17 protein-coding genes and 1 tRNA gene are annotated in these 14,991 nt (G+C 56.9%); 13 read left to right on the top strand and 5 right to left on the bottom strand.

Features of this window, described 5'->3' with window-relative positions:
• Positions 1 to 2: 2 nt before the first annotated feature.
• Both pstA and PHF39_RS01750 read right to left on the bottom strand, forming a co-directional pair.
• On the bottom strand, positions 3 to 1,955 hold the full coding sequence (gene pstA, locus PHF39_RS01755) for a phosphate ABC transporter permease PstA (RefSeq protein ID WP_300219541.1): 1,953 nt from the start codon (positions 1,953 to 1,955) through the stop codon (positions 3 to 5).
• 48 nt (positions 1,956 to 2,003) lie between these two features.
• The gene (locus tag PHF39_RS01750) at positions 2,004 to 3,005 is read right to left on the bottom strand and encodes a phosphate ABC transporter substrate-binding protein (protein WP_300219540.1); all 1,002 of its coding nucleotides are present in this window, start codon (positions 3,003 to 3,005) and stop codon (positions 2,004 to 2,006) included.
• A gap of 98 nt (positions 3,006 to 3,103) precedes the next feature.
• Between PHF39_RS01750 and PHF39_RS01745 the strand changes: the two genes are divergently transcribed.
• Genes PHF39_RS01745 through PHF39_RS01735 form a run of 3 tightly spaced genes read left to right on the top strand, consistent with a single transcriptional unit; the run spans position 3,104 to position 4,735 of the window.
• On the top strand, positions 3,104 to 4,174 hold the full coding sequence (locus tag PHF39_RS01745; protein ID WP_300219538.1) for a phosphate uptake regulator PhoU: 1,071 nt from the start codon (positions 3,104 to 3,106) through the stop codon (positions 4,172 to 4,174).
• A gap of 38 nt (positions 4,175 to 4,212) precedes the next feature.
• On the top strand, positions 4,213 to 4,395 hold the full coding sequence (locus PHF39_RS01740; protein ID WP_300219536.1) for a hypothetical protein: 183 nt from the start codon (positions 4,213 to 4,215) through the stop codon (positions 4,393 to 4,395).
• A gap of 1 nt (position 4,396) precedes the next feature.
• Complete coding sequence (locus PHF39_RS01735) at positions 4,397 to 4,735, top strand: cupin domain-containing protein (RefSeq protein ID WP_300219534.1); 339 nt, start codon at positions 4,397 to 4,399, stop codon at positions 4,733 to 4,735.
• Between the two features lie 455 nt (positions 4,736 to 5,190).
• On the opposite strand, the gene nth is transcribed toward PHF39_RS01735, so the two are convergent.
• Positions 5,191 to 5,838, bottom strand: coding sequence for an endonuclease III (gene nth, locus PHF39_RS01730; protein WP_300219532.1), 648 nt, complete (start codon positions 5,836 to 5,838; stop codon positions 5,191 to 5,193).
• A 6-nt stretch (positions 5,839 to 5,844) separates the two neighbouring features.
• Positions 5,845 to 5,919 (bottom strand) — tRNA-Pro (locus PHF39_RS01725).
• Between the two features lie 236 nt (positions 5,920 to 6,155).
• On the opposite strand from PHF39_RS01725, the gene PHF39_RS01720 reads away from it, so the two are divergent.
• The 7 genes from PHF39_RS01720 to PHF39_RS01690 all read left to right on the top strand — a co-directional run bounded on the left by PHF39_RS01720 (position 6,156) and on the right by PHF39_RS01690 (position 12,492).
• Positions 6,156 to 7,388: a hypothetical protein gene (locus tag PHF39_RS01720; protein ID WP_300219530.1), complete on the top strand. Its 1,233-nt coding sequence runs from the start codon at positions 6,156 to 6,158 to the stop codon at positions 7,386 to 7,388.
• Between the two features lie 216 nt (positions 7,389 to 7,604).
• Complete coding sequence (locus PHF39_RS01715) at positions 7,605 to 8,531, top strand: hypothetical protein (RefSeq protein WP_300219528.1); 927 nt, start codon at positions 7,605 to 7,607, stop codon at positions 8,529 to 8,531.
• 15 nt (positions 8,532 to 8,546) lie between these two features.
• Positions 8,547 to 9,398, top strand: coding sequence for a hypothetical protein (locus tag PHF39_RS01710; RefSeq protein ID WP_300219526.1), 852 nt, complete (start codon positions 8,547 to 8,549; stop codon positions 9,396 to 9,398).
• 85 nt (positions 9,399 to 9,483) lie between these two features.
• Positions 9,484 to 10,743, top strand: a complete 1,260-nt coding sequence (locus PHF39_RS01705; RefSeq protein ID WP_300219525.1) for a hypothetical protein — start codon at positions 9,484 to 9,486, stop codon at positions 10,741 to 10,743.
• Positions 10,740 to 11,678: a hypothetical protein gene (locus PHF39_RS01700; RefSeq protein WP_300219523.1), complete on the top strand. Its 939-nt coding sequence runs from the start codon at positions 10,740 to 10,742 to the stop codon at positions 11,676 to 11,678. Before PHF39_RS01705 ends, PHF39_RS01700 begins: the two co-directional genes overlap by 4 nt.
• The gene (locus PHF39_RS01695) at positions 11,675 to 12,253 is read left to right on the top strand and encodes a DUF2178 domain-containing protein (protein ID WP_300219521.1); all 579 of its coding nucleotides are present in this window, start codon (positions 11,675 to 11,677) and stop codon (positions 12,251 to 12,253) included. The genes PHF39_RS01700 and PHF39_RS01695 overlap by 4 nt, the downstream gene beginning before the upstream one ends.
• 14 nt (positions 12,254 to 12,267) lie before the next feature.
• Positions 12,268 to 12,492, top strand: coding sequence for a helix-turn-helix transcriptional regulator (locus PHF39_RS01690; protein WP_300219519.1), 225 nt, complete (start codon positions 12,268 to 12,270; stop codon positions 12,490 to 12,492).
• Positions 12,493 to 12,522: 30 nt separating this feature from the next.
• On the opposite strand, the gene pyrH is transcribed toward PHF39_RS01690, so the two are convergent.
• Entirely contained in the window at positions 12,523 to 13,227 is a 705-nt protein-coding gene (pyrH, locus tag PHF39_RS01685; RefSeq protein ID WP_300219517.1) for a UMP kinase, read from the bottom strand.
• Positions 13,228 to 13,270: 43 nt separating this feature from the next.
• Here pyrH and PHF39_RS01680 point away from each other — a divergent pair, with 43 nt between their 5' ends.
• Genes PHF39_RS01680 through PHF39_RS01670 form a run of 3 tightly spaced genes read left to right on the top strand, consistent with a single transcriptional unit; the run spans position 13,271 to position 14,990 of the window.
• A complete protein-coding gene (locus tag PHF39_RS01680) occupies positions 13,271 to 13,471 on the top strand; it encodes a hypothetical protein (RefSeq protein WP_300219515.1) in 201 nt (66 codons plus the stop codon).
• Positions 13,472 to 13,477: 6 nt separating this feature from the next.
• The gene (gene amrS, locus PHF39_RS01675; RefSeq protein ID WP_300219513.1) at positions 13,478 to 14,491 is read left to right on the top strand and encodes an AmmeMemoRadiSam system radical SAM enzyme; all 1,014 of its coding nucleotides are present in this window, start codon (positions 13,478 to 13,480) and stop codon (positions 14,489 to 14,491) included.
• Positions 14,481 to 14,990, top strand: coding sequence for a Mut7-C RNAse domain-containing protein (locus PHF39_RS01670; protein ID WP_300219511.1), 510 nt, complete (start codon positions 14,481 to 14,483; stop codon positions 14,988 to 14,990). Before amrS ends, PHF39_RS01670 begins: the two co-directional genes overlap by 11 nt.
• The last annotated feature ends 1 nt before the right edge of the window (position 14,991 follow it).

Here is a 14,991-nt window from a genome sequence, read left to right as displayed (position 1 = left end):
GTTTATCCCCGTGCTTTGTTCTGGAAATGCGTTCTTACCAGGATCGCGACTGCATAGAACCCGATGACGAGCAGGAGCAGAACGAGTGCGGTCCCGTATTTGTTCATCGACGACCCGGGCACATTGGTTGCCAGGATGAAGAGGTGGTACGGCAGCGCCATGACCGGGTCGAAGACCGAGTCGGGCAGGAACCGGCTCGAGAAGACAACCGCCGTGAACATGATCGGCGCAGTCTCCCCGGCAGCCCGGCCGATGGAGAGGATGGCGCCGGTCACGATCCCCGGCACGGCCGGGGGTATGACGACCTGGCTGATGGTCTGCCACTTGGTTGCCCCGAGCGCAAGGCTTCCCTCGCGGAGCGACTGCGGGATGTTTTTTAACGATTCTTCTGTTGTCCGGATGACGGTCGGCAGGACCATCAGGGCAAGCGTGATCTGCCCGGCAAGGAGCGAGACCCCCAGGTTCAGATAAAGGACGATGAAGGCGAACCCGAAGAGGCCGAATACGATCGAGGGTGTGCCATTGAGCAGATCGACCCCGGTCCGGATGACTTTCGTGATCTTCCCTTCCCGGGTATATTCGACAAGGTAGACCGCGGCCCCTACGCCAAGGGGCAGGGCAATGGCGATCGCGCCGGCAATGAGATAGAGCGTCCCGATGATGGCCGGGAAGATCCCGCCCTCGCGGCCAAGGTCCCGGGGGGGCTGGGTAAGGAAGTCCCAGCTGAGTGCCGGCAGGCCGTGGACAACGATGTCGGAGAGGATGATGAAGAGGATGGCAAGGACGATGATCGTTGCAAGGCCGACCAGGCAGAAAGCCAGGGTCTGGATCCTTTTCTCCGAAAGATACGGTCTTCCGGCCAGCCACAGGCAGCAGGCCATGAGGATGACCGGTGCCAGCCACCAGGAGACCGATGTCAGGAAGACCAGCAGCACCGCGAGCGCGAGCATCTCGGCGATGAAAACAACCTTCCGCCGGGTCTCCGGTGCGAGGAAGGGTTGTTTCCCGGCCGTGGTTGTCCGCCGTTCTTTCAGCCAGTGGAGGATCGCGACCGCAGAGAGGTTGATGATGAGCGTGATGATGAGCAGCACGACCGCGATCCCGAAGAGGGCGCTGTAATGTTCGCTGCCCACCGGGACCTCCCCCATCTCGATGCCGAGCGTTGCGGTCAGGGTCCGGAGGGGCGAGAGGAGGTTCCAGATCGGGTCCGGGATGATGGCCGCATTCCCGGCAACCATCAGCACGGCCATGGTCTCGCCGACAACCCGGCCGATGCCGAGGATGATGGCGGCGGCAATGCCGGAGAGCGCGGCCGGCACGAGAACCTGGCTGATGGTCTGCCACCGGGTTGCCCCGATGGCAAGCGACCCCTCCTTGTACTCGTGGGGGACGGAGCTGATCGCGTCCTCCGAGACGCTGATGATCGTGGGGAGGGCCATGATCCCGAGCAGGACCGATGCGGCAAGCCAAGTCTCTCCCGAGGGGATATCGAAGCTCACCCGGATGAAGTTCGTGAGGACGATGAGCCCGAAGAACCCGTACACGACCGACGGGATCCCGGCCAGCAGTTCAACCGCAGGCTTGAGGACTGCCCTGACTTTCGGCGACGCGAGTTCGGAGATGTAGATTGCACAGCCAAGGGAAAGCGGGACGGAGAAGATCATCGCGCCCAGGGTGACGAGGAGCGTCCCGACAATGAGCGGCCAGATGCCGTACAACGGCTCTGCTGCGGTCGGGGCCCAGACAGGCCCGAAGAGGAAATTCGCGATGCCGACATCGGCAAAGATCGGGGATGCGTCCCGGAACAAGAAGAGCAGGATGAATGACACGACAATTACGGCAAAAGCGGCTGTGAAGAAGAAGACGGATTTAACAGAACGTTCCTTAAGAACAAAGAGGCGTGCAGTGTTCCCGGATCGTGGGGTGACACCGTTTGTTTTTCCCGTGAAGTCCAAGGCAACCAGCCTCCGTTCAAGAAAATGTGTTGTTTCTTCCCTCGCACATCAACCGACGGTCACGTATCCTTCGTCAGCCACGATCTTCTGGCCGTCTGCGCTGAGGATGTAGGTGATGAAGTCGCCGGTAAGCCCGGAGGGCTGGCCATTTGTTATGACATAGAGGTTACGGGAGACCGGGTAATCGCGGGACTTGACATTCTCAAGGTTCGGCGCAATGACCTTGTCGGCATTATACCAGATCGGAAGTGCCGTGACATCCTTGCTCACGAAACCAATCGAGACATAACCGATTGAACCGGGTGTCTGGGCAACGGTCTGGAGAACGGCGCCGTTGGAGTTCTTCTCAAGCATCTTTGCCGTCGGGGTCTTCTTTGCCAGCAGGTGCTCATCGAAGAAGGCGCGGGTGCCCGAGGCGCTGTCACGGCCGATCACCACGATCTGGTTGTTGGTGCCGGGGACACCGGCTCCGGTGATCTCCGACCACTTGGTAGTCTTACCCATGTAGATGTTCTTTATCTGGTCGAGCGTGATGTACGGGATCGTGTTTGCGGGGTTGACAACAACGGCAATACCATCCTGTGCAACCGTGGTCACAACGAACGAGGGGTACTTGGTCATCTCGGCACTGGTGATGTCACGCGAGGACATGCCGATGTCAACGGTCTTTGCACCGATGGCCTGGATACCAACGCCGGATCCGCCGCCGGATATCTGGATGTCCGCGTCCGGGTGGGTTGCCATGTACTGGTCGGCAGCCTTCTGGACGATCGGGAGGACCGTGGTCGAGCCGCTGATCCTGAGAGTCTGCTTCTGGCCGGTGGGGGCAGAGAGGGGCTTTTCTGCCGGTGTTTCGGCAACGGTTGCTTCGGGCGAAGCAGGGGCCGCTGCCGGGATCTGGTCCATGGCCGCAGCAGGAACTGCGGTGGGGTCAACGGTCTTTGCTTCAGCACCAGTACTGGTACCGGTACAGCCAGCAGCCACTGCAAGCATGACGAGTGCAATGAGGCTTACGGCAACAATCAGGATGGAACTCCGATTCGCATTCATGGATGTTCTATCAGCAATTTCACGGGAGCATATATACTGATTTTCGACATAAACTATAAAGATATATATACACTAAAGAGGAAGATAGAGACATATAGGTGACTCGGATTATCCGGGACGCAAAGGGGGGAACAATGGAGATCAGGAGAGTGCAGGTAACCGGCGGGGCATCATTTGTCGTCACCCTGCCGAAGGCATGGGCTGATGAACAGAAAATCAAAAAGAACGATCCGGTCGGGCTCGAGGTTCAGCCGGACGGGGCGCTTCTCGTAACAAAGAAGATCACGGACGAGCCGGTCCAGCGGGTGAAGGTTATCGACAGCAAATCTTTCTCGGACCCGGCATTTCTCTTCCGGATGCTGATTGGCGCCTACATCACCGGATTTACGACGATCCGGCTCACCACAAAGGACAGGTTCCCCCCCTTTGTCCGCACCGTTGTCCGGGACTTCACCCAGATGACGATCGGCCAGGAGGTCGTTGAAGAGACGGCAACTTCGATCGCCATCAAGGACCTCCTCAACCCGGCCGAGATGCCGTTTGAGAATACCATCAGGAGGATGTACGTTGTTGCACGAGCCATGCACGAGGATGCCATCACGGCGCTTGAGACACGGAACAAGACCCTTGCCCATGATGTTATCAACCGGGACACGGATGCCGACCGGCTCAACTGGCTTGTTGCCCGGCAGACAAACATGATCATGCAGAACGCGTTGCTCTCGCGGAAGATGACAATCTCGCCCTCCATGGTGATGCATTACTATATGCTGAGCCGGATCATCGAGCGGGTCGGCGACCACGCGGTCCGCATTGCCGAACACGCGCTCCCGATCATCGATGCCAACGTTGATAAAAAAGTCCTCACGGCAATCCGTAAGGCCAGCGCCATGTCGCTTGAAACCTTCGACCGGAGCATTGTTTCGTTCTTCGATGCCGACATGAAAGAGGCTCACCGGAATATCGAATCCATCAGTGCGCTCGAAAAGATATGCGGGGACATCAACAACATGGTGCTGAAACTGGACACGCCGGTCGCGATCAACCTTGGCTATATCGCAGAGAGCATCCGGCGTTCAGGGGAATATGCCGGGGACATCTCGGAAACGGTCATCAACCTGCTGGTCGAGCACGAGCATGGCCCGCACAAGTCCCGTGCCGGGAAGTAATTTCCGTTTCCATTCTGCTGCCGCAGACAGGCGATCTCGTGACAGGCGACCTGATTGCCGCTGAGGCCATGGACTGTGCGGGCCGGCTCCTTGAGTATTACCGGCGCACTGCGCAACCGAACGAGCGGACTGCCCGGTTCATGGAACGCATTGGCAGGGAAACACTGAAATCCGAGCTGTTATCATTACTTCCCTGTATACCAGGTGAAATGGTGAGATGAGATGAAGATCACGGATGTAGCAAAGGTCGTGTCGGGCCCGAACCCGCACCATGTGGATGCACGAAAAATATACGACTCCCCCCACGCGATGGCCGTCGTCATCACGCTCAATCCCGGCGAGGCGCTCAAAAAGCACATCACCCCTGTCGATGTCTTCTTCTACGTGCTGGAAGGGACCGGTGTTGTCGAGATCGGGAGCGAGAGGGAAACCGTGGGAAAAGACATGCTGGTCGAGAGCCCGGCAAAGATCCCTCACAAGTGGACGAACGAGAGCAACGCGGTCTTCCGCGTGCTGGTCGTGAAAGTGCCCAAGCCCACGGAAGAGACGAAGCTGCTGTAAGCAGGGGACCAAACTCAGAAAGGCACACACTGATTCATAATGGTGTGCGTGGTCGTCCCGGGGCTAGACCCGCGGAAGCTCTGACAGGGCCGGGATAATGTGTGTGGCAGGAGGAATGCAGCAAGAGAACCGTGTTTTTCGGGCATATCCGAGAGTCACTCTGCCAGAAAACTATCTCCCCGGTATGGGCTTATTTTTCGGATCGGAGTCCATTTTGAAAAACGGGTTTTTGGGAAGTCGCGTTTTTTCGCGAATTACAGCATACGGTTTTGGAAATATTGGATTTTTGGCGAGATTTTGAGGATATGGAGGGTAATTCGAACTCTAAAAATTGCCTAATTGGTGCCTTTTGGTTCAAAGAAGGGAGGAATTTCTGGACATGAGGCCGCATGGAGGAACCGGAAGGAGATTCCGGTTAAATCCCGTACCTGTCTCCGACGATTAGCGTCTGCGCTTCAGGCCGATTTCTCCCGGTACCACCGGCACATCTCCCGGATCACGCATTCCCCGCACTGCGGCTTCTTCGCATCGCACGTAGCCCGCCCGTGTGCAATCAGGACATCGGTGAGATCGCCCCAGTCCTTTCGCGGGAAAAGCGCCATGAGTTCGCGCTCGATGACCACAACATTGTCCGTATCCGAGAACCCGATCCGCTGCGCGAGCCGACGGACGTGGGTATCAACAGCGATGCCCTCGTTTTTACCAAGCGCATGGTAGAGCACGATGTTTGCAGTTTTTCGCCCAACGCCCGGGATCGTGAGCAGTTCGTCCATCGTCTCCGGCACACTACCGCCGAACTGGTCGATCAGTACCTGCGATGCGGCGATGATGTTCTTTGCCTTTGCGTGGTAGTAGCCGAGGCTGTGAATGATCGTCTCCACATCTCCGGCCTTCGCTTTTGCAAGTTTTGCGGGCGTCGGGTATTTCGAGAATAGGGCGGGTTTTACCTTCAGGACAGCCTTGTCGGTTGTCTGAGCCGAGAGGATGGTGAGGATAATAACCTCGAACGGGGAGCCGCGGCAGATCTTGCCAGCAGGTTCACGGGCATCCGGATAGCGTTTCAAAAGGGTGGCATAGATCCGGGCTGCGTCCTGCTTTCTCATGACAAATGAGGTAGGGCGGATTCGAACCGCCGTCAAAGCGTCCCAAACGCTCTAGGATGGACCAGGCTACCCTACTACCCCGTGCCATCATAGATGGGGCGGGTGAATAAAAATAGGTGGTGGTGTCGTGTCCCGTGCATCTTTCCTGAAGCGTGCGCGCCATACGTATCCGGAATGGACAACACCCGCGCGATTGCCCATGGCGGGGCGGGTGATCCGTTCACCACACCCGGGCAACCACTATTGATTGCTAAATTTTTTTTGCTTTGTGCCAAAAAGTTTATACACTATGCACAATATATTGTGCATTGCATACCATGGAACAGAAGCACGTTGTAACCAACAGCCTCATCGCTGTTGGGATATTCGCTGCCGTCATCGTATGTGTCGGCATGGCCAGTGGATTCACCATGACAAACTCGTTTGTCTCCCTTGGCTCGTTGAGCAATCAGAATACCGGAAGCCTGTCCGAAGAAAAGTACATCCATGTCGACCCTGTCGGCGACAGGACCGTCGGCGACATCTTCACGGTCACCGGGACCACGAACCTTCCGGCGGGTACCAACCTCCTGGTAGAGGTTATGCCGGCCACGTTCGAACCCGAGGGTGGCGTGAACGGTGAGTTCGCTGGCGCCGCGGGCGGCGTCGACGTCATGGCCGGGACCGGGGGCATCAACACTTGGTCCATGGAGGTCAATTCGTCAACGCTCAACCCGGTGAAGATGCTGGTGAACGTGTCGGTGTTCACGGGTAACGTGAAAAAGGGCGACTTCTCAACCAGCGGCCCCATCGGCACACAGGAATTCACCCTCCTTCCGGCATCCGGGAGTTCTGCGGGCAGCCACTCGCAGGGTTCAGGGACCGGCACGTACATCCGGATCGATCCGGTTGCCGACAAGACAACCGGCGATCTCCTGATTATCACGGGATCCACCGACCTGCCGGCCGGGATCCTCGTCATGGTCCAGACGGGCAGTTTTGGTACGAATACCATGGTACAGGAAGGCACCGGTGGCACGAACCGGTTTTCTGCGCCGGTTGATACGGCCATCCTGAAACCAGGTACCCTGACAATTACCGTCACCAAGATGAACAGCGATTACAGTCCGGGGACACTCACCGGAACGGGCAGGTTCACGCTGAACGGCCCCTTCCTGGCAACGGATACACCGGTAGAAGCCCAGGTCACCAGGGACGATTATATCCGCCTGAACGCCATCGGGGATCATACTGTCGGGGACCAGTTCCTCATCACCGGGACCTCCAGCCTGCCGGCAGGCACCGTGCTGTTCTGGCAGATCCAGCCGGACACGGACGCGGCCGCGACGTCCCCTGATCTGGGTGTGACGGGCATTATGGCAAACGCCCCCGTGACGAAAGGTGAAGGTACCGCAAACCGCGTATCGTTTGCCGTTGACCTTGGCAGCATGAATCCGGGCAGGTACCTCGTCACCGTGGGGGTAATGAAGGAGGATCCGTCAGCCACTGACTTCAGCATCAGCAGCGGAGACCCGACCGCCTCCTCCGGCTTTACCATCACTGCACCATAACACCGGTATGCCGGTATTTACCCCGAGGAAACCGTATGCTTGCCAGAAGAAGACACCATTCAGTTTTTACCGGCAGACTGCCGCACAGCCACGGATCCCGGGAACGGGCCGAAACCGGACCGCTGCCGGAAACCCTGTGTACCTGCATCCGGGAGAAGATCCACCACTTTTTCACATCCCTGATGGGAAGGACACCACACCAGATCAGGAGGGCCCATGAAACCCCGCAAGAGAGCAGATCTTATGCTCGCCTGCCCCGTCCTGCTCGCCGCCATCGCGATTCTCATAATCGCGGGATGCACGGATGCCGTACCGGATCAGCAGGATCAGGCACCGGCACTGAGTGAAACGCCGCACGAAAATCCGGCCGCTGCCGGGAAAAACAACCCTACAACGAGGGCCCCGGCCCAGCCTGCACCAGTACGGAGTACTTCTGTACCGGATACTTCTCTTCCGTACATCACGTTCGACCCGGTTGGCGACAAGAACATTGGCGACCTGCTGGTCTTCTCCGGCACAACGAACCTGCCGGAGAAGACCGCAGTGTACCTGTACCGGACCTTCGGGAGTACGGGAGAAGAGAAACTGGTCTCCAACCGCGAAGTCTTTGCCGGACCGGACGGAACTAACCGGTGGAGGTTTGTCTCCGATTCCAGCGGTTTTGATCCGGGCTCGTATTCCATGACGGTAACGAACGGGAAAAAAGACGTGAAAGGATCGGCACAGTTCACCCTGTCGGGGACATCGCTCCGCCCAAAGAGCGTGGTATACTATTCCGGGGCAAAGAAGTCCTCCCCCGGCACACCCACGATCACGGTGAATTCCATCGCAGACCATAAGCAGGGCGACGTATTCCTCATCACGGGCACGTCCAGCCTTGAAGAAGGAACGCTCCTGTTGTGCGACATCCATCCGGTCTATTTTGACGATGCATCAAAGAGACCTGCAACAGTGTATAAAGGCCCTTCGGGTACTGCCGGAGACACCCTCGTGGTCCGGGGGACAGGAGGGCTCAACACGTGGTCATTTGCCCTGGACACCAATGCGTTCGAGAAGACGGAGTATGTCGTGAACGTCACAACAGTCAGCGAGGATTTCACGATCCGCGAGATTGTCGGAAAAGCACAATTCGCCCTCAAGTAACAGGAGTCCCGGGGAATGAAACCTGATATATTTGGCACCGTTGCAATAATCGCGATCCTAATCACGGTTCTTATCTCCGGGTGTACAGGTGAGAATCCCCCAATTACCGGGTCAGGAAGTATGGCCGCAACACAGCAGGTGACCCAGGCTACAATACGCCAGACTATATTAGTAACTCCCGTACCAACAATGCCCGGCTGCGCCTACCCTCCGCTGAACCCCTGGACGTGGGTGCCGGAATCGTACGAGCCGGTGACAACAACGAAGATTCCACCTGAACCCGGTGCAATGGTCAGCAAGGCAGACCTTTTCGGTACGCCGTCCCTTAAATGGGAAGAATATGCATATTTCCAGAAGATCCGCAGCCTTCCCGATTCACATGGAATATCGAGAATGGAAAAAACCCGAAAGATGCATCAGGGCCGGCCCGCAATCCATGAAAATCATACATATTTCCTTCTAATAGAAGGCATGTCAGAAGAGCTTGCCGATACAACGATGGATGACATGTACTATGATGAGTACGGAAATATGATTTCCATGCACCGTCGGGTTATCAGGAACGGAGAGTTTCTTGAAGATGCAGACAGACCTCCGGTGAATATGAGCAGGGGGACACCGGACTGTTCCGGAACCGTCTTCGCTCTCCGGTACACGTTCGTAGGGAAGGATCCGGTTACCGTCCCGGCAGGGCACTACCCGGACGCAATGAAATATACCCGGAAGGATATCGATGAGTCCTTTCCGGGAAAAGAGACGCTCCTCACGTACTGGATTGACCCAGCTGTTCCTGAACCGGTAAAAATTGTGATCGATGATCCCAGGGAAGGATTGCTTTTCACGTATGAATTACGAGGCAGGGGATAGGGAACGACTTCCTTGGCACGGGACTTTTCCAATATCTATTGACAATGATAAAAATTTTTAACCTGATGCACAAAAAACATTACATGTGATCCGAATGAGGAAGAGTTACCTGAAATATGCCGGCATTGTTTCTGCTATCATACTGGCGATCATGTTCGCAGGTATCCTCATGACCGGATCCTTCACTATCTTTCCTGCCGTAACTATCGATCCCATTCCGGACCATGCAGCGGGGGATCTTGTCATCATCACGGGGACAACAAACCTGAAGGGAAATACCCGGCTGGAACTGGAGATCACTTCTGCTTCTCCCCTTCCCGAAAGAGAATCGCGTGTTGGGGCTACGGACGCATATATCGTCAGGAGCGGCGGGATGACGAATACCTGGTCGGGTGCGCTCGATACTTCGGCGATCCCGTCGGGGGAATACCGGGTGAAAGCCTATCCCCCGAATACCGTCAATGTCTCTTACAGCAGGGGGGACCTTCTCGCAACATCCCGCTTCACGCTGACAAACGCCACACCGGATCCGGACAGGATCACACGAAGGGGCGAGCAGCATGAGATTGAGTTCATAAAAATCGATCATATCGGAATGGTGTACCGCGGAGAGAAGATCCTCATCACCGGGACAACGAACCTTCCGGCAGAGACTGAATTATTGTATCTCGTGATCCCCCAATCCAATACCTCTGTCCTGAAGATCGATCCGAAGACCGGAATGCGGGAGGTCCAGCAGGGTTTCACGCGCTCAGGCCTGACACCGGTCCTGGGAAGAGCATACGAAGGCAACCACTGGTCGTTTGCCATCGACACCGCGGAGTTCATCCAGGACGAGTACGAGATTATCGTAACAACGGATTCGGTCAGCTCGGAGAAGATCGGGAAGGAGGGAACTTTTGGAACTGCATCCATGACCATTTTCGAACCGGATATCAGTCTTCCTCCCTGGACGGTGCCTGCAGCAGAGTCCTGCCAGGTCATCAGGATCAACCCATTCCCGAGCATTCCGACCGCCCGGGCACAGACAATCACCGGTACGACCAGTCTTCCGGCCGGGACAGAACTGTTGTTCCAGGTCCTGCCCGCGGAATTTGATGTCGGCATGAATCCGGCAACCGGGAATATGTACGGAACAATAACGGGAGCAACGGGATATGCTGAAGTGATCCAGGGATCCGGCGGGAATAACACCTGGTCCGTGGATATTGATCCTTCCCAGCTCCCGCCAAGGGATTATCTCGTGAATGTCAGCAAAGACCGAATCGATTCCCGGACGTATGAGACCCGGTACGGGAACACTTTCTGTTCCCGGCGAATCACCATCACGGGAGACGCCGCATGATCAAAAAGAAGTATCTCTTCTTTGCCGGGGTCCTGTCGGCTATTATCCTGACCGGCATGTTCCTATTCATCATCGTGACTGCATTCTTCCCGTCGCTCTTCCTGCCGGCCATTGCAATCGACCCGGTAACGAACGCAAATATCGATACGCACAACCGGCTGGTCCTGACGGGCACGACCACCCTGTCCGACATGAACCAGATTCACCTCACTATCGTCCGCAGCTCCCCGGGGCCGGTGCAGGGCGCCGGGTCACCGGCTACAGAAGTGCGGGGATTTGCCCGGTTGCTGTCAGATACCGGGGAACGAAATCCCTGGAAGGGATATGCCGATATCTCATCGCTGGACCCGGGAGACTATCTCATCACGTTTGTGAAAGTCACGTATTCGGAAAACTTCACGAAAAGGACGGAGAGCGAACCTCTCGCCACGCTCCCGTTCACCTTGGGAGATGAAAGAGCCGGTCCCGGGAGCCTGCGAAAGACCGCCATTGCAGATATTCCCTTCAAACGGATCAATACACCCAATGCAACAGAATCCCCGGGAACGCAGGATTATATCACCATCGATACCCTTCCTGAAATACAGACCGATGATGTCTACACCCTCTCCGGGACAACCAGTCTCCCGCCGGGCGAGGAACTGCTGGTCGAGGTCCTGCCGTATGTTTCCGGCGCGGGAATCGATCTTGTCATCGACCCAAAAAGTCAGTCCCAGATGACCGGGATCTTTTCATCGGTAGCCGGCATGGTGTCTGTTTCGGACGGGAGTTATGGCCCGGACTACTGGACATTCGAGCTGGAGACTTACCTGCTGGCACCGGGACAGTACATCATGAAGGTCAGTAACAATGAGTATAATCAGGCGAACATGACAAAACCTGCCGGGGGACTCTCCTCTTCCCGGGTATTCACCGTAACGGAGCGATCATCATGAAACGCACCACCTATCTTGCCGCATCCCTCATCGTGGCCAGCATGGTTGCCGCGATGGTCGGGTGGTCGATGGCTGCCGGCAATTTCCTTGTTGTGGTCATCGCCATCCCGCTTGGTATTATTGTCGTACTTGCCTGCCGGGCCCATGTCGATGTTGTTATGGCAGACGAACGGGAGACAAGGATCCGGAGCAAAGCCGCACTCCGCACGCTTGAGATCATCACGATTGGCGGAGCAATCGCCGCGGTCATCCTGTATTCCTATGTAGTAAGCGTCCCGCTCGCCCCGGTTATTACCGGAAAACTGGTTATCCATGACGATAGCAGACAATCCATGACCATCACCGAGTACCAGCCGGGGAGCGTCCCGGGCCCGGGTACCCTGGTCCGGTCAACAACCATCGATGACCTGAACTCCATGAACGAGAGCGAGGCAATGACCTATTGCACGTACGTACGGGAAGGATTTCGGGAGAATGAGGAGCGCGGTCTTGCCGGACTGACGCTTGGTTTCACCCTTGCGGTGATGCTCGCAGTCTTCGGAGCGTTTTATCTTTATTACGGCAGAAAGTACTAACCACAAGGCTTGTCATGAAGAACCGGATCAGGGTATTACGGGCCGAACACGAGATGACTCAGGAGCAACTTGCCGAGTTGGTCGGGGTTACCCGCAATACCATCATCTCCATCGAAAAGGACAAGTACTGTCCTTCGCTCAAACTCGGGTTCCGCATCGCCCGGATCTTCAACGTGGACATCAACGATGTGTTCACGTACGAAGATGATAAGGACGGGCCTGCTTCAGAAGATGAATAGGGACCCCAAGATCGCTTTTAAAAAAGGATATTACACCGGCAGCGGTTTCTTCTTACCTTCGGATACAACCGTGCCCCGGAACTTCCCTTTCAGGATCGCCTCGGCAAGATTCCCGGGATTGCGGCCGTCGAGGACGATGAGTGGGATGCCGCTTCGTTCGACCACGCGGGCTGCAACGATGTCGAGCACGTTGTTGGAGCCTGCGCCAAGCGCGGTCTTCCCCACGATCTCTAGCAGTTTCTGCGGCGTGATCGCATCGAAGCGGGTTGCCTTCGGGTTCTTCTTCGGGTCTTCGGAATAGATCCCGTCAACGGAGGTTGCGTTGATGAACGCCGTGGCTCCGACCCGCTCGGCAAGGACGGCAGCCACGGCATCGGTGGTCTGGCCCGGGGTGATGCCCCCCATCACCACGATCTTGCCGTGCTCGGAAAATTTTTTTGCCTCCGCGTGGCTCTCCGCGACTTTCGGGTACGCGGCCTCGCCCAGCGCCGCGATGAGCATGGTGGCATTGAGCCGGGTGATCAGGATGCCTATTTCGTCGGAGGTGCCCTCATCGATCCCGAGCTCGCGGGCGATATTAATGTACCGCCGGGCCTCGCCGCCGCCACCGACAACAACGAAAAGCCGGCACTTCTTCGCAATCTTCTGCAGCACCGGGACATAGTCCCGGATGGTGTGGTTTTCGAGCGACGGGATGAGGATCGAGCCTCCCAGCGAGATGACAACCTTCTTCATTGCACTAGTTTTTGTACCGGGTGCTCATAAAGAGTTATTTGCTATGTTGTACTGTCCCCGCTGCAAGAGCCAGGAAGTGTTCCCGGAAACAGGAGGATATATCGGCTCGATCTATATCTGCAAGGACTGCGGGTACCGCGGGTCGTTCGTGCTTGAAGTCGATTCGCCGGAAGGGATCAGGGATGTTGAACGGGAGGAGCGGAAGCATAAAAAGCCCGTCCGCTCACACACAAAACAAGGATAACAGGGTATGCATGAGGCACGCCAGTATGAAAAACGCGATAACAATGCCGTGAAGTGCTCGCTCTGCAACCACCGGTGCTCGATCAACGAAGGGAAGCATGGGATCTGCGGGGTCAGGATCAATGAAAAGGGGACGCTGTATGCCGCAACCTACGGGAAGATCAGCGCTGAAGCAGTCGACCCGATTGAGAAGAAGCCGCTCTTCCACTACCTCCCGGGCACGACATCCTATTCCCTTGGGAGCATCGGCTGCAACTTTCACTGCAGGCACTGCCAGAACTGGCACATTTCCCGTGCTGACCTTGAGACGGCACGCCTCCGCACCCTGTCACCGGAAGAGGGCGTGAGCCGGGCTGTCGGCAGTGGTTGTGCAAGCATCTCCTGGACCTACAACGAACCCACCATCTGGCACGAGTACGCGCTCGACATGGGTACGCTCGCCCGTGCCCGGGGGCTGGGCACGGTGTACGTCACCAACGGCTACATCACGGAAGAGGCCCTGCGGGAACTCGCGCCCATGCTCGGGGCATACCGGGTCGACCTCAAGGCATTCACTGAAGATTTTTACAAAAAGGTCTGCGGGGCTCATCTCCAGCCGGTGCTCGATTCGGCAGTGCTCGCCCGCGAACTGGGCATGCATCTCGAGACCGTGACGCTTGTCATCCCGGGCCTGAACGACAGCATGGAAGAGCAGGAGGCACTCATCCGGTGGGTGATCGAACATCTCGGCCCCGACACACCGATGCACTTCTCGGCTTTCCACCCGGACTACCAGATGACCGACCGGGGCGGGACACCGGTCGCAACCCTTGAGAAGATCTACGAGAAGGCAAAAGCGCTTGGGCTCCACTACCCGTATCTCGGCAATGTTTATCATCACCGGTACGAAAACACCTTTTGTCCGTCCTGCGGGGCCACGCTTATCGAGCGGCGGGGATTCTCCAGCCAGCCCATCGGCCTTGACGGGACCCGGTGCAGGAACTGCGGGGAGACAATTGCGGTCGTGACCCATGCCGATTGAACGTCAGAACGATACACGGTTCATTGCAGACAGGATGCTTGGCACCCTGACGCGCTACCTCCGGTTCATGGGTTATGACACCGAGAGCGCAAACTCCCTTGAGGAAGGGAATACAAAAGAGGACACCCTCCTTCTCGGGATGGCAAAAGAGCAGCACCGCATCCTCCTGACCCGGGACGCGGAACTTGCACGGCGAGCACAGGAGCAGGCCATTTATCTCCGGTCAGAGGATGTCATGGACCAGGTCCAGCAGCTGATCGATTACCGGGTCATCGAGCGCCGGCTGACCCTGAGCCGGTGCTCGCTCTGCAACACGAAACTCCGGGAAGCAAACACCTGCGAGATCGAACGGACCGATTACGCCCCCCGCAACTGGAGGAGCACAAGGTTCTACTGGTGCGAGCAGTGCCACAAGCTGTACTGGAACGGCTCGCACGGGAAGCAGCTGGAAACAAGGATCGGGACAGAAAGAAAAGAAGAATCCAATAATCTACCCTGAA

The sequence above is a fragment of the Methanoregula sp. genome, assembly GCF_028712425.1.
In the GTDB taxonomy this organism is placed as follows: Archaea; Halobacteriota; Methanomicrobia; order Methanomicrobiales; family Methanospirillaceae; genus Methanoregula.
This window is presented reverse-complemented; position numbering and strand designations above follow the sequence as displayed.

What these genes read in the sequence shown, in the direction of transcription:
- PHF39_RS01750 (WP_300219540.1), bottom strand. Translation starts at nt 3,005, where the DNA reads ATGAATGCGAATCGGAGTTCCATCCTGATTGTTGCCGTAAGCCTCATT.
- PHF39_RS01735 (WP_300219534.1), top strand. Translation starts at nt 4,397, where the DNA reads ATGAAGATCACGGATGTAGCAAAGGTCGTGTCGGGCCCGAACCCGCAC.
- nth (WP_300219532.1), bottom strand. Translation starts at nt 5,838, where the DNA reads ATGAGAAAGCAGGACGCAGCCCGGATCTATGCCACCCTTTTGAAACGC.
- PHF39_RS01720 (WP_300219530.1), top strand. Translation starts at nt 6,156, where the DNA reads ATGGAACAGAAGCACGTTGTAACCAACAGCCTCATCGCTGTTGGGATA.
- PHF39_RS01715 (WP_300219528.1), top strand. Translation starts at nt 7,605, where the DNA reads ATGAAACCCCGCAAGAGAGCAGATCTTATGCTCGCCTGCCCCGTCCTG.
- PHF39_RS01710 (WP_300219526.1), top strand. Translation starts at nt 8,547, where the DNA reads ATGAAACCTGATATATTTGGCACCGTTGCAATAATCGCGATCCTAATC.
- PHF39_RS01700 (WP_300219523.1), top strand. Translation starts at nt 10,740, where the DNA reads ATGATCAAAAAGAAGTATCTCTTCTTTGCCGGGGTCCTGTCGGCTATT.
- PHF39_RS01695 (WP_300219521.1), top strand. Translation starts at nt 11,675, where the DNA reads ATGAAACGCACCACCTATCTTGCCGCATCCCTCATCGTGGCCAGCATG.
- PHF39_RS01690 (WP_300219519.1), top strand. Translation starts at nt 12,268, where the DNA reads ATGAAGAACCGGATCAGGGTATTACGGGCCGAACACGAGATGACTCAG.
- pyrH (WP_300219517.1), bottom strand. Translation starts at nt 13,227, where the DNA reads ATGAAGAAGGTTGTCATCTCGCTGGGAGGCTCGATCCTCATCCCGTCG.
- PHF39_RS01680 (WP_300219515.1), top strand. Translation starts at nt 13,271, where the DNA reads ATGTTGTACTGTCCCCGCTGCAAGAGCCAGGAAGTGTTCCCGGAAACA.
- amrS (WP_300219513.1), top strand. Translation starts at nt 13,478, where the DNA reads ATGCATGAGGCACGCCAGTATGAAAAACGCGATAACAATGCCGTGAAG.
- PHF39_RS01670 (WP_300219511.1), top strand. Translation starts at nt 14,481, where the DNA reads ATGCCGATTGAACGTCAGAACGATACACGGTTCATTGCAGACAGGATG.